Genomic DNA, 13,734 nt, shown 5'->3' with positions numbered 1-13,734 from the left:
CGATGCGTTTCGGCCGCCTGTCCCCTGCTCGCTGGCGTCCGAAAACGCTGAGCGCACACGGGAAAGCGTCGGTTCGCACGGTCGATATCGAGGTTGCCCTAGACAGTTCGAGCGCAGTTGCGCCCGGCCGATCTTTGGCTTCGGCCAAGCTGTGGTCTTACGCGCACATGTCGGCCAGTGCTCGGTTGGGCCCGGCGAAACATGAAGCAGCGATTCGAAAAGAAGGGGCGGTTCACGCCGATGAGACCCAAGTTCAACGGTGAAGCGCGGTTATCATGGGCGCTCAGCGCACTGGCCGGACTATTGGGCGCCACCGCATTCACCCATTCCACCGAGTACTTCGTCACTTCCATGACGGGAACAGGCCAGCTGGCTGTGCTGGGCTCCTTTCGAGACCAGCGCTGGGTATCGATCACCGCGGGATTCATATTGCTGGCGTTCATTTTGGGGGTGGTGACCGCATCGCTGTGCCGCAGGCACTTGTGCGTGGCGCACGCACACGGTTCGACAGTCTTGACCACCCTGTCAGTGACGGTCGCGTCCGCAATCGACGTCACCTTGGACGGCTGGTCGGACCAGGAGCTTCCGATCGCGCCGATCTTGCTGATCGCGTTCGGTCTTGGCGCTCTCAACACTTCGTTCGTCAAAGACGGTGAGGTATCGATTCCCCTGAGCTACGTGACCGGGACCGTTGTCAAGATGGCGCAAGGTATCGAACGTCATATCAGCGGCGGCTCGATTGCGGACTGGCTCGGAAATTTTCTGCTGTTCGGCAGCTTCACCCTGGGGGTCACCATCGGCGCGTGCATGCACCTCATGGTCACCGAAACGGCGATGCTGGCGATCGCTGCTGTCGTGTGTGCACTGACGACCGGATGCACCTATTTCCATGCGGATCGACGTGCCCTGCTGAAAGCAGCCGGCGAACCGCTTGCCGACCAGACGTCTTGAGAAGCGGTGGCCGGCGGGTTCGGCACGCCTTATGTTGCCTGGCTCACCGACGACATGTGGAAGTCGGGAATCCGCAGTGACGGCATCACCGCCCGGGTCGCCCAGTCGCCCCACTCCCGGGGCAGTGTCGGCTCGGCGATACCGGCCTGGGTGGCGCGGCGCAGCAGGTCGAGCGGGCTCTCGTTGAATCGGAAATTGTTCACCGCCGCAGTCACTTTGCCGTCTTCGACCAAATAGACGCCGTCGCGGGTCAGCCCGGTCAACAGCAGCGTGGTCGGATCCACCTCGCGGATGTACCACAGCGTGGTCAACAGCAGCCCACGCTCGGTCGAGGCGATCATCTCGTCCATGCTGGCCGAACCGCCCGTCATCAACAGGTTGTCGGCGGCCAGGGCGACCGGGGTTCCGAATTCGGCGGCCGCCGCCCGCGGGTAAGCCAGGGCGTTGATCACCCCACCGCGGATCCAGTCCACGCAACCGATGTCCAGGCCGTTGTCGAACACCGAGGCGGTCTCCGACGATGTCCCGGTCGCCACGAAAGGTGCGCATTCGAGCCCGAATGCATGGGGGTCCGAATACAAGGTCAGGGGTAGTTCGGACAGCCTCTCCCCCACCCGGGTGCCGCCGCCGGGCGCCGACAACGCGGTACGGCCTTCCTGTGCTCCGCGGCCACTCATCGTCCAACCGAGATAGATCATCATGTCGGCCACGGTGGAAGGTGGCATCAACGTCTCGTAGCGCCCGGCCGGCAACTCAACGGTGCGCGCCGCCCAGCCCAAGCGCGTCGAGAGCTGCTCCAGCAGCGAATCTGCTGGCACGTCAACGAAATCCGGGGTGCTGACCCCCGCCCATGCACTGGCGCCATTGCGTTTGGCGTTGATCTCCACCGTCCCGGTGGGCTGGGTGAAGCGGCGCCGCAATCCGGTCGAGGACGCCAGGAACGTCGTCTCCACCTCGTGGCGGGCGAACCCGTAGAGCTGGTCGGCGCCTCGGAAACCTCGACTCAGCGAGCCGGCTAGGTCGGCGAAGGCCTCCGCGCCGGTCTGCGGGACCGGGGCGTCCCAGTCCTCCGGGACAGCGGTGTCGCCCAGCAGTTCCGCGGCGTCGCGGGCCTCTGGTGCGCCCGCGGCCGCCTCCATCGAGGCCGCGACCAACTCGGGGATCAGCGCCGGATCCACTTCGGCGGAGCACAGCGAGCCGACCCGAGAGCCCTCGTCGTCGGAGACGATCGAGATGACGGTGGTGGTTCGGCTGCTCGACACCCCGTTGGTGGTCATCGAGTTACCGGCCCAGCGCAGCGACGCCTCGGTTCGGTCGGTGACCAGCACGATGGTCTCGGTGTTGTTGCCAGCGCCCTGCCGGCTCGCCGTCAGCGCGGTGTCGATGACCTGCTGTGGCCCAATCATTCCCGGCCCCCCTCGCTGCGCGTGTTGAGCACGTTGATCCCCCGGAACAGCGCCGACGGACAGCCGTGGCTGACCGCGGCCACCTGACCGGGCTGCGCCTTGCCGCAGTTGAACGCCCCGCCCAGCCGCCACGTCGAGGCACCGCCGACGGCCTCCATCGCGTTCCAGAAATCGGTGGTGGTCGCCTGATACGCCACATCACGCACCTGCCCGTCGAGACGGCCGTCACGGATCCGGAAGAACCGCTGCCCGGTGAACTGGAAGTTGTAGCGCTGCATGTCAATCGACCACGATCGATCGCCGACGATGTAGATGCCGTTGTCCACCCGGCCGATCAGGTCGGCGGTGGTCAGGTCCTCGGTTCCCGGCTGCAGCGACACATTGGCCATCCGCTGGATCGGGACATGGTGCGGCGAGTCGGCGTATGAGCACCCGTTGGAACGAGACTGCCCCAATCTGGGCGCGAACACCCGGTCCAGCTGATACCCGACGAATCTCCCGTCGCGCACCAGGTCCCAGTTCTGCGCTGCCACGCCTTCGTCGTCATAGCCGATGCTGGCCAACCCGTAGGGCACCGTGCGGTCGGCGGTCACATTCATCACCGACGAGCCGTATTGCAAGGAGCCGAGCTTGTCCGGGGTGGCGAACGACGTACCCGCGTACGCCGCCTCATATCCAATGGCTCGATCGTATTCGGTTGCATGCCCGATGGATTCATGGATGGTCAGCCACAGGTTGGTCGGGTCGATCACCAGATCAGTCGGTCCGGCGATCACGGTGGGCGACTTGACCTTCTCGGCGAGCAGCACCGGCAGTTCGGCCAGCTCACCCGACCAGTCCCAGATCTCGTCGCCGGCAACCGCTTCCCAACCGCGCGCGGTCGGCGGCGCCAGTGTTCGCATCGAGTCAAATCCGTCCGGTCCGACGGTGACCGCATCGCAGACCGGCATCAGCCGCACCCGCTGCTGGGTGATCGACGATCCGAACACATCGGCGTAGAAAGTCTGCTCCTTGACCGCGGTCAACGAAGCCGTGACGTGGTGCACCCCATCGGCAGCGAGCAACCGACCCGAGTAGTCCTCGAGCACGTCGATCTTGTCAGCGGTGGGTACCTCGAACGGGTCGATCAGATAGTCCGACACCCACGTCGCATCGCGGTACACCGGCTCGGCGGCGAGCTCGACACGTTCGGCGTTGAGCACCGCCAGCGTCTTGGCGACCTGTACGGCACGGCGAGCGGTGTCAGCCGCTACCGCGGGCGCCAGTTCGGCATGCGAGGCGAAGCCCCAGGTGCCGTCTACGACCACCCGCACCGCGAAGCCGAGCTCGCGGTTGACGACGGCGGTCTCCAACTCGCCGTCGCGCAGCCGGATGACCTCGGTGGCGATCCGATGAATCCGCAGGTCGGCATGCTCGGCACCGGCCGCTCTGGCCGCCGACAATGCCGCGTCGGCCAGCTCGTGGCGGGGCAGGGCCAGAAACTCGGCGTCGATCCCCCGGTTCGCTGTCACCAGTCCACCGTAACGACGTGCCGATGGTTGACCACGGCACAGGTGTCAATTAATGATCACGGCGTGACGGCACCCCAGCGACTGGTTGAAGACGGTGTTCGACGCTACGGCCGCTTCGACGGCCGGGTCCGACACACCAACCCGGTCGACGCGCACCGCGGCTTGTCTCGCCTCTGGCGCGCGTTCCGTCTCAAAGAGTGGGTTGGATTCGCCTTGATCCACCCCGAGATTTCGGGCGCCATGATCATGCAGGACGTGAAGTACCTGGCGTCCTCGGAGCTGTTCATCCGCGATCAGGCGACCGGTGTCCTGGTGGAGAAGAGTGCGCGGTTCCGGGGCGGCACCTTGGACCTGCCCGACGATCTGCTGGATGGTGGTCGCTGCCGGGTCCAGACGCGCCGCTATCTGCTCGAGTACGACTTCGCCGCCGACACGGGGGCGATCACCGTGCGATTCGACTGTGCGGCAGACCGGCGCGGCCCCGCGATCACCGGTGCACTGACCCTTCATGTGGAGGGAGCGGCACCGCCGCTCAGCCTCAGCGCCAAGCTCACGTCGGCGATCGACTACTACACGTTCAAGCAGCCGTTTCCGGTCGACGGCACACTTACCGTCGGTGACCGCACCTATGTGTTCGAGCGGGCCCGCGACTTTGCCATCCTCGATGAGCATCGTTCGCAATTCCCATATTCGACGTCCTGGACGTGGGGCACCTTCGCGGTCGCACTGGCCGGCGGTGTCGTCGGCTCCAACTTCGTCGACCGGCCGGAGTTCAGCGACGACGATGACGAGTCGTCGAACTGGGTTCCCGGTGCCGTGGAGCCGCTCACGGGAGTCCGATTCGACTTCGATTCCGAGGATCCGCTGTCGACCGTGCACGTCCGTGACCGCGACGGCCGGCTCGATGTGACCTTCACGCCCGCGGGACGCAAGGTGGTCAAGGTCAACCTGGTCGCGGCCGCGATCGACTACTGGCAACTCGCCGGGACCTATCGCGGCGCGGTGACGTCCCTGTCGGGTGAGATCTACTCCATCGACAGCGTGCCCGGGATTCTTGAGCGGATGAAGACCCGGTTTTGAGTCGACACAAGCGCTTAAATACACCTATGAGCCGCGCCCCCCGATCTGCAACGCTGGGTTACGCGCTGCTCGCCCCCAGCCTGTTCGGGGTAGTGGCATTCCTGCTGCTGCCGATGCTGGTGGTGGTGTGGCTGAGCCTGCATCGCTGGGATCTGCTGGGACCGATCAGCTATGTCGGCGCGGAGAACTGGCGATCGGTGTTGACCGATCCGGTGTTTGGCAATTCCCTTGTGGTGACGGTCCTTTTCGTCGCCTTCGTCGTCCCGCTGCAGACCGCGCTCGGGTTGGGTGTGGCGCTCTTGCTGGCGCGCGGGTTGCCCGGCAGCGCCGTGTTTCGCACCGTGTACGTGCTGCCGTGGATCTGCGCGCCGTTGGCGATCGCGGTTCTGTGGCGCTGGATTCTGAGCCCGACGGACGGCGCGGTGAGCACGGTGCTCGGTCACCGCATCGAATGGCTGACCGATCCAGGATTGGCGCTGCCGGTGACTTCGGCGGTGGTGGTGTGGACCAACGTCGGCTACGTCGCGCTGTTCTTCCTGGCCGGCATCCTCGCCATCCCCACCCAGGTGCTGTCGGCGGCGCGTATCGACGGCGCCAACGGATGGCAGCGGTTCTGGCGGGTGACATTGCCGATGCTGCGGCCCACCCTGTTCTTCGTGCTGGTCACCGGCGTGGTCAGCGCGGCGCAGGTGTTCGACACCGTATACGCGCTCACCGGCGGCGGACCGGGCGGCCGCACCGATCTGATCGCCCACCGCATCTACGACGAGGCATTCGGGGCGGCCGCGATCGGCCGGGCCGCGGTGATGGCGCTGGTGCTGTTCGCCGTCCTGGTTTCAGTGACGGTCGTTCAGCAACTTTCGTTGGGCCGGCGGGTCAGCTACGACCTCACCTGAGCCACGTCGTGCTGTGCTTGCGTTCTAACCACCGTTGAGTGCGCTGTGACGGCGACCCCACACCAGGTAGAAGATCAACGCGACCGCTATCCAGCCGGTGAACACGATCCAGGTGTACCGGTGCAGGCTGCACATGATCCATCCGCACACCACCACCGACAAGATTGGTGTGATCGGATAGCCGGGCACCTTGAATCCGCGGGGCAGATCCGGTTCCCGGACCCGGAGCACGACCACCGCGACGGACACGACAATGAAAGCGGTCAAGGCCCCGATGGAGACCGTTTCGGCCAGACGCTGAAGCGGCACCAGACCGGCGAGGGCTGCCGCCACGACCGCGACGATCATGGTGTTGGTTGCCGGTGTCCGGGTGCGCGGGTTGACCTTGGCGAACGTTGCCGGCAGCAGGCCGTCGCGACCCATCGCGAAAAGGATGCGGGTCTGGCAGTACATCGTGACCAAGGTGACAGAGAAGATCGAGATCACCGCGCCCGCGGCCAAGACGGTGCTGCCTAGGCGGTTTCCGGTGATGTGGTCCACGATCACGGCCAGGCCCGCGCTTTGCCCCTCGAAGTCCTGCCACGGCTGGCTGCCCATCGCGGCCACCGCGACAATCACATAGACACCGGTCACGATCAGCAGTGCCGCGATGATTGCCCGCGGGATCGTGTGCTGGGGATCTTTGGCCTCTTCACCGGCGGTGGATACCGCGTCTAGACCGACGTAGGAGAAGAAGATCGTGCCCGCTGCCCAACTGATTCCCGAGAATCCAAAAGGAGCGAAGTCAGCGAAGTGGTTCGCCCTGAACGCCGTTGATGCGATCACCGCGAACATCAGCAGCACACCGAGCTTGATCACCACCATTACGGCATTGACCTTGGCCGATTCACTGGTGCCGCCGATCAACAGAGCCGCACAAATTGCCACCAAGACGATGGCTGGCAGGTTGACGAAACCACCTTCGGAATCCCATGGTGCCGACGAAATAGCCTGCGGTACCGAGAATCCGAAGACATTGAGCAACATTTTGTTCAGGTACTGACTCCACCCAACTGACACCGCGGCGGTGGACACCCCGTATTCGAGCAGCAGGCATGCCCCGACAACCACGGCCATGAATTCACCGAGGGTGGCATAGGAGTACGAGTATGCCGATCCCGAAATTGGCACCGCCGAAGCTAATTCCGCGTAGCAGATCGCGGCCAGGCCCGCTGCGGCTCCGGCGATGATGAACGCAACGATCACTGCCGGGCCCGCTTGCGGCACCGCCACCGGGAAGACAAAGAAGATCCCCGTGCCGACCGTCGAGCCGACGCCGAACATGGTGAGCCGGAAGCCGCCGAGCCTACGTCGCAGGTGGTTCGTGCTCCCGGCGGGGATCGGTGCACCGTTCACCGGCCGACGCCGCAGCATCTGCCGTGACATGCTGAGCGCCGGCGTTGACATTGGTGCCCCTAGCTGGACGGTTCGTGTCCATCATTGAACACGCCCCGACCGACGCCACGGGGTTACAACACGACGGACCGGACTAGGAACACGTCACATCGATTTCGAAGGGCTTGTTCACCGGCTGCATCGGGTTGGCCGTGTCGATCCCGGTCGCGGTGCCGCTGATCTTGTATTCGTTGCCGTCCTTGGTCGCCTTGGCATCGCCCTGACCCGTACCCGCGGTGTATGCCAGCGTCACACCGTTGACGTTGCCCAGCCCGACCGACTTCACCTCCGGAGGGTTGGCGTCGGTGAGCACCGCGGCGATCCCGGTGGCCGCTCCGCCGATCGCGATGTTGACGTCGCCGGCCATCGTCGTGCACACGGTGGTGCCGGTGACGTTCTGGTCTTGGCCGTCGATGGTGACCTTCGTGGTTGCTGCTGCGCCCCCAACGTTGACCGACGCACTGGATCCGCTCGAGGAGCTCGCGGCGCTCGAGGAGGATGCGTGGGCGGATTCCGACTTCTTGTCGCTGGAGCACCCAGACAGACCTACGACCGCGATTGCTGCCGCTGCCGCGGCAACCGTTAGTGAACGCTTCACCGGTACTCCTTTGTTGTGGGTGGTCACGTGCCTGGTTTCGTGCTATTTGGTGGGCGCGGGCGGCGGCTGGCGGGCTAGGCTTTATTCCGCATCCTGATCAGATGGCCGTGTGCTGACGTCCGTGGCAGACCGCCCGCCACGCTCATTTGGGAGTGTGCTGGGCGGCCCAACCACGGCGCATCAGGTAATTACCTGATATTTGCTCCGGGATGCGCGGCCTCGGACCCGACGCGGGAGGGGGGTTGGCCGTGGTGAGCCGTCTGCTCGAACGCGACACGACGCTGACCAACCTTCATCGCTGCTATCGGACCGCCGCCCGAGGGCACGGGCAGCTGGTTTTGCTGCGTGGCGAATCCGGCGCGGGCAAGACCACGGTGATAGCCCAGTTTCTCGCCACACTCGATCCGGGCACCCGAGTGCTGCGGGGCTGGTGCGACGGTCTTGCCACCCCGCGGCCGCTGGGCCCGATCATCGACATGCTCGCCTACCTTCCCGCGAGTCAAGCCGCCTCGATACGCGGCGCCATCGATGCCGGAGACACCGAGGCGATGTATGCCCGGCTGGTCGGCATCGTCGGCGACGGAACCCCTTCGGTGTGGGTGATCGAGGACCTGCACTGGGCCGACGGCGCCGCCCTGGATCTGCTGCGCCATGTGGCACGGCGAATCGACACACTGCCGGTGATGTTGCTGGCTTCCTACCGTGACGACCAGATCGGCCCAACCCATCCGCTCGCCGTGTTGTTAGGCGATGTGGCGACCTGGGCGGCCGTGACGCGCTTGGCGTTGGACCCGCTCACCCCCGCGGCGGTCGCCGCGCTGGCCGCCGGCAGCGGCATCAACGCCCAAGCGTTGTACGGGCTTACCGACGGGAACTCGTTTTTCGTCACGGAGATGTTGGCCGCCGGGCCTGATGCGCTGGGCGATGGCGACCTGCCGTGCAGCATTTCCGAGGCGGTGCGGGGCCGACTCGCACGGCTGTCGGCCGCTGCGCGCGAAACCGCACAGGCGGCAGCGATCTGCGGCCCGCGGGTGCACCCCGCCCTGCTCGAAGTGGTGTCGCCGGGCGCCGCAGGCACCCTGAACGAATGCCTCGCCGCCGGGGTGCTGGTAGCCAACGCCGACGCGGTGGGATTCCGCCATGAACTGACCCGCCGTTCCATCGTCGAACAGATCCCCGCCTATCAACGGCGGGTGCTGCACAAGCGAGCGCTGACCGCTTTGGCGGAACCACCGGTTGACCCGGACACGCTGGCGGCGTTGACTTTTCATGCCGAACAGGCCGGCGACACCGATGCGGTCATCGACTACGGCCCGGTGGCCGCCGCGCGCGCTGCAGGATTCGGCGCCCATCGGCAAGCCGCCGACATGTATGCCTTGGTGCTGCGCCATGTCGACACCATCCCCGACGAGCAAAGGGCGGTATGGCTCGAACAGCACGCATTCAGCAGTTATCTGAGCGGCCAGGCCGAATCGGCGATGTCGTCATGGCGACAGGCGATCGCGCTCCGCCAGCAGCTGGGGAATCTTCACCAGGAGGCGGAAGATCTGCGCCGGCTATCGCACGTCCTGCAGCTGCTGGGACGCCCCGCCGAAGCCTCGGCAGCAGCGCACGCGTCGTTGCGGCTGCTCGAAGACCTCGAACCGTCCCCCCAGTTGGCTTGGTCACTGATCAACATGGCGCACATCGCCGCACTTGCCTTAGACCCCGCTTGTGCCCGATATGCGGCCCGCGCGAAGGCCCTCGGCGCCCACTTCGGTGACCCTGCCGTGGTGATCCACGCCCGCGGATATGCAGCACTAACCACAGTGTTCTGCAGCGACACCGGCTGGGACGAGTTCGAGGAGGTGTGGCGAGAAGCGGCCGCGGCCCCTGGGATCGAGGAGCACAGCGGAATTCTGGGCGTGCTCCTCGGTACCTTCGCTGTCGTGCGCGGCGAATTCGGTCGCGCCCAGCGTTACCTCGCCGAAGTCGCCGCCTACCTCGGCACCCGCGAACTTGGCATGTTCCAGACCTTGGTGGCGGGGCTGCAGGCGCTGACCGACCTGGCCGGCGGCGACTGGACGTCTGCTGCGCTGGCGGCCGAGCAGATCCTGACCCAGCCCGAACTGGCGCCCCAACACCGGATCGCGCCGTTGATCACGGTCGCCTTGATCCGGGCACGCCGTGGCGAGGAACCCGTGTGGCCGCTGCTCGACGAAGCCCTTGATGCTGCGACGGGCAGCCTGCTGCGCCTACCTGTCTGCGCCGCACGTGCCGAGGCTGCCTGGCTGGCCGACGACGACGAGGCGGTCCGCCAATGCGCGGCCGAGGTTCTCACGGTGTCCGGCACGGCGTACACGTGGCTCGGAGGTTCCCTGCGGCGCTGGGCCCATTTAGCCGGTGGCCGATCCGGTATTGACGTCATCGCTGCCACGCCCTATGAACGTGAGATCAATGGAGATTGGTGCGCGGCCACGAAGGAGTGGATGCTTCGAGACTGTCCCTACGATGCCGCCATCGCTCAACTTAGCGGCGATATCGACGCCGTTGAGGCCGCGCTGGGCACCTTCCGCCAGCTTGGCGCCCGCGCCGCGGCCCGGCGCACCCAGCAGCGTCTCTCCCAGCTGCGCGGCCGCAATCCCGACCGCCGCCGCAAAGACACCAGCGCTGACCCACGTGGCCTCACCAGGCGCCAACGCGACGTCCTCGAACTTCTTGCCGCCGGGCGCAGCGACGCCGAAATCGCTACCGCTCTCTACATCAGCACCAAGACCGCCAACACTCACGTCTGCGCCATCATGGCCAAACTTGGCGTGCACAACCGCACCCAAGCCGCTGCCTATGCCTACCGACAACCCCAGTGAGCTCCCCACCGCATGTTGATCAGCACTTCTCTCATTCCGCACAAGCGCATTCGCACCGCCACGATCTACGCGCTGCTGACGATCGGCGCGCTGATCACCCTGGCGCCCTTCGTGCTCGGGCTGTTGACGTCGTTCACCCCGGCGCGTCAATTCGCCACCGGTTCGCCGCTGTCCTGGCCGCACCCGCCGACGCTGGACAACTACGGCGATCTGGGCGGGGCCGGGTTCGGCCGGGCGGCGGCGGTTACGACCTTGATGACGGCGGTGATCGTGGTGGGACAGTTGAGTTTCTCGGTGCTGGCCGCCTACGCGTTCGCGCGGCTGGAGTTTCCAGGCCGCGACAAGTTGTTCTGGGTGTATGTGGCGACCCTGATGGTGCCGGCCACCGTGACCGTGGTGCCGCTATATCTGATGATGGCGCAGCTGGGCCTGCGGAACACCTTCTGGGCATTGGTATTGCCGTTCGTATTCGGCTCGCCGTATGCGATCTTTCTGCTCCGCCAGCATTTCCGCACCGTCCCCAATGATCTGATCAACGCCGCGCGACTCGACGGAGCCAACACCCTGGACGTGATCGTGCATGTGATGCTGCCGGCCAGCAGGCCGATCCTGGTCACCCTCGGGCTGATCACCGTGGTCTCACAGTGGAACAACTTCATGTGGCCGCTGGTGATCACCAGCGGCGACAAGTGGCGGGTGCTCACGGTGGCCACCGCAGCATTGCAGTCGCGTTACAACGCGCAGTGGACGTTGGTGATGGCAGCGACCACGGTGGCGATGATTCCACTGATCGTGTTGTTCATAGTGTTCCAGCGACGAATCGTGCAGTCGATCGTCGTTACGGGGATCAAGTGAGCCGGCCGCGGTTCTCCACCGTGTTCGCCGCGGCGGTGGTGGCCCTGGCCGCCCTGCTCGGCACCGCGGCGGTGCTACTCGACGGGGCATCGAACCGGTCGGCAGCCGGCACGACGGTGGTGACGGTACGACTTTGGGACGAACAGGTCGCGAACGCCTACCGACAGTCGTTCGCCGCGTTCCACCGCAGCCACCCTGAGATCGAGGTACACGTCAACGTCGTCGCCTACGGGACCTACTTCGACACGCTGCGCACCGATGTCGCCGGTGGCGGTGCCGACGACATCTTCTGGCTCTCCAACGCCTACCTGGCTGGCTACGCCGACAGCGGACGGCTGATGAAGATCGGTGCGGCGGGCACGGATTGGGAGCCGTCGGTGGTCACTCAGTTCACCCGTGACGGCACGCTGTGGGGCGTCCCGCAACTGACCGACGCCGGGATCGCGGTGTACTACAACGCGGATCTGCTGGCCGCCGCCGGGATCGCTCCCGCGCAGTTGGAGCAGCTGCGCTGGGATCCCCAAGGCGCCCACGACACCCTGCGGCCGCTGCTGGCCCAGCTCACCCTCGACAACGCCGGACGCAGCGCCGACTCCCCCGGCTTCGACCAGCGGCGCATCCGGCAGTGGGGCTACAACGCCGCCAACGACCCGCAGGGTATCTACCTGAACTACGTCGGCTCTGCCGGCGGAGTGTTCCAGCGCGGCGACGACTTCGCCTTCGACAACCCGGCGGCCATCGGCGCCTTCGGTTACCTGGTGCAGTTGATCAACGGCGATCATGTGGCACCACCGGCCTCGGAGACCAACACCAACGGCGATTTCTCCCGCAATCAGTTTCTGGCCGGCAAGATGGCGCTCTTTCAGTCCGGCACCTACAACCTGGCGGCCGTCGCTGAGCAGGCGGCCTTCTCGTGGGGGGTGGCGATGCTGCCGGCCGGGCCGGCCGGACGAGTCAGTGTCACCAACGGGATCGCCGCCGTCGGCAACGCCGCATCGCCGCATCCCGCGGCGGTACGGGAGGTGCTGACTTGGCTCGGCAGCCGCGACGGCAACGCCTACCTGGGGCGCCACGGGGCGGCGATACCGGCGGTACTCAGCGCACAACGGGTCTACTTCGACTACTGGGCACAGCGCGGGGTTGACGTCACGCCCTTCTTCACGGTGCTCAACGGGCCCCGCATCCCCGCCCCGGGCGGCGGTGCGGGCTTTGCCGCCGGAAACCAGGCCATCAAGCCCTATTTCGACGAAATGTTCCTCGGCCGCTCCAACGTCGACACTGCCCTACGCCAAGCGCAAGACGCCGCAAACGCGGCCGCACGCCGGTAGCTGCCCGCGAATCGGGTCGACGCAGCAAAACTGCGAGTAGCTACCTGCGTGAGCGCGATCTCGTGGCCGTCAGGGCATTGTTAACACGGTCAGTTCAACAGCCACTGCCGCCCCGCACATCACGACCACCACCGCTAGGGCCACCAGGTCGGACAACCCCGGCCGCGCCGGCGACGCCGAAATCTGGCCGATGCCACCACGAGCGGTGATCGCGTCCCCCATCTCGTCGGCCCGGCGAAGAGTCACGGTGATGGCCGCAGTCATCAGATCGACGGCCTCGCGGGCCCAGTGGCGCCGGCGTTGCCTCCGGGTCCGCGGCCGGAACCGGGGCCGCAGACGCCGCGCGGCGTAGAGCACCCGGAACTCATCGACCAGCATCGGAAAGGCGCGCAGCGCCAGCGCCAGCGCCACCGCCCACTCGTCGACGGGAATGCGAAGCAGCCGCAGCGGTCGACCCAGCGTGGCCACCGCGGGCGCGATCTCCGCGACATTGGTGGTCCACGACACCATTGCGCCGAGCCCCAACAGCACTATCGACAACGCGGTGATCCGCAGGAAGTACAACAGCCCACCCAGGCCGGCTGGGTCGCCACCGGACATGGTCGCGGTCCCGCCGCCGATCAACAGCAACACCCACAGCCAGCGGGGTACCGAGGGCAGCGCACCCCGAGGAATACGAGCAATCCGAGCCGCGCCGAACACCAGCAGTGCCACCGCCCCGATCGTCACCCAGCCGGGATAGAAGGTCAGCAGCACCGAGATGCCGAAGACCACGATCAACTTCGTCCCCGCCCACAATCGGTGCATGGCGGAGTCGCCGGGAACCGGC

The 13,734-nt window shown here is 66.1% G+C and carries 11 protein-coding genes; 6 read left to right on the top strand and 5 right to left on the bottom strand.

The annotated features are described in order from the left end of the window. The first annotated feature begins 240 nt into the window (after window positions 1-240). A complete protein-coding gene (locus MJO54_RS08880) occupies window positions 241-951 on the top strand; it encodes a YoaK family protein (RefSeq protein ID WP_240175809.1) in 711 nt (236 codons plus the stop codon). A gap of 29 nt (window positions 952-980) precedes the next feature. Here MJO54_RS08880 and MJO54_RS08875 read toward each other — a convergent pair whose 3' ends face one another. Both MJO54_RS08875 and MJO54_RS08870 read right to left on the bottom strand, forming a co-directional pair. After that, window positions 981-2,357 carry a metallopeptidase TldD-related protein gene (locus tag MJO54_RS08875; protein WP_046282540.1) on the bottom strand — a complete coding sequence of 459 codons (1,377 nt, stop codon included), beginning with the start codon at window positions 2,355-2,357 and terminating at the stop codon, window positions 981-983. Beyond that, window positions 2,354-3,868: a TldD/PmbA family protein gene (locus MJO54_RS08870; protein WP_105294433.1), complete on the bottom strand. Its 1,515-nt coding sequence runs from the start codon at window positions 3,866-3,868 to the stop codon at window positions 2,354-2,356. Before MJO54_RS08870 ends, MJO54_RS08875 begins: the two co-directional genes overlap by 4 nt. 63 nt (window positions 3,869-3,931) lie before the next feature. Between MJO54_RS08870 and MJO54_RS08865 the strand changes: the two genes are divergently transcribed. Then, a complete protein-coding gene (locus MJO54_RS08865) occupies window positions 3,932-4,948 on the top strand; it encodes a DUF2804 family protein (RefSeq protein WP_240175808.1) in 1,017 nt (338 codons plus the stop codon). Window positions 4,949-4,974: 26 nt separating this feature from the next. After that, window positions 4,975-5,844, top strand: coding sequence for a carbohydrate ABC transporter permease (locus MJO54_RS08860; RefSeq protein WP_046282542.1), 870 nt, complete (start codon window positions 4,975-4,977; stop codon window positions 5,842-5,844). Between the two features lie 24 nt (window positions 5,845-5,868). Here MJO54_RS08860 and MJO54_RS08855 read toward each other — a convergent pair whose 3' ends face one another. Next, complete coding sequence (locus MJO54_RS08855; protein ID WP_240175807.1) at window positions 5,869-7,290, bottom strand: amino acid permease; 1,422 nt, start codon at window positions 7,288-7,290, stop codon at window positions 5,869-5,871. A gap of 82 nt (window positions 7,291-7,372) precedes the next feature. After that, window positions 7,373-7,876, bottom strand: coding sequence for a lipoprotein LpqH (locus MJO54_RS08850; protein ID WP_046282577.1), 504 nt, complete (start codon window positions 7,874-7,876; stop codon window positions 7,373-7,375). A gap of 251 nt (window positions 7,877-8,127) precedes the next feature. On the opposite strand from MJO54_RS08850, the gene MJO54_RS08845 reads away from it, so the two are divergent. Genes MJO54_RS08845 through MJO54_RS08835 form a run of 3 tightly spaced genes read left to right on the top strand, consistent with a single transcriptional unit; the run spans window position 8,128 to window position 12,905 of the window. Beyond that, complete coding sequence (locus tag MJO54_RS08845; protein ID WP_240175806.1) at window positions 8,128-10,722, top strand: helix-turn-helix transcriptional regulator; 2,595 nt, start codon at window positions 8,128-8,130, stop codon at window positions 10,720-10,722. Between the two features lie 12 nt (window positions 10,723-10,734). Then, window positions 10,735-11,577: a carbohydrate ABC transporter permease gene (locus tag MJO54_RS08840; protein WP_240175805.1), complete on the top strand. Its 843-nt coding sequence runs from the start codon at window positions 10,735-10,737 to the stop codon at window positions 11,575-11,577. Continuing rightward, the gene (locus tag MJO54_RS08835) at window positions 11,574-12,905 is read left to right on the top strand and encodes an ABC transporter substrate-binding protein (RefSeq protein ID WP_065153517.1); all 1,332 of its coding nucleotides are present in this window, start codon (window positions 11,574-11,576) and stop codon (window positions 12,903-12,905) included. The genes MJO54_RS08840 and MJO54_RS08835 overlap by 4 nt, the downstream gene beginning before the upstream one ends. Before the next feature lie 69 nt (window positions 12,906-12,974). Here the strand turns inward: MJO54_RS08835 and MJO54_RS08830 are convergent, their stop codons facing one another. Continuing rightward, window positions 12,975-13,712: a CbiQ family ECF transporter T component gene (locus tag MJO54_RS08830; protein ID WP_082108018.1), complete on the bottom strand. Its 738-nt coding sequence runs from the start codon at window positions 13,710-13,712 to the stop codon at window positions 12,975-12,977. Window positions 13,713-13,734: the final 22 nt, after the last annotated feature.

Origin of the sequence: Mycolicibacter virginiensis (assembly GCF_022374935.2) — a bacterium.
Lineage (GTDB): Bacteria > Actinomycetota > Actinomycetes > Mycobacteriales > Mycobacteriaceae > Mycobacterium > Mycobacterium virginiense.
This window is presented reverse-complemented; position numbering and strand designations above follow the sequence as displayed.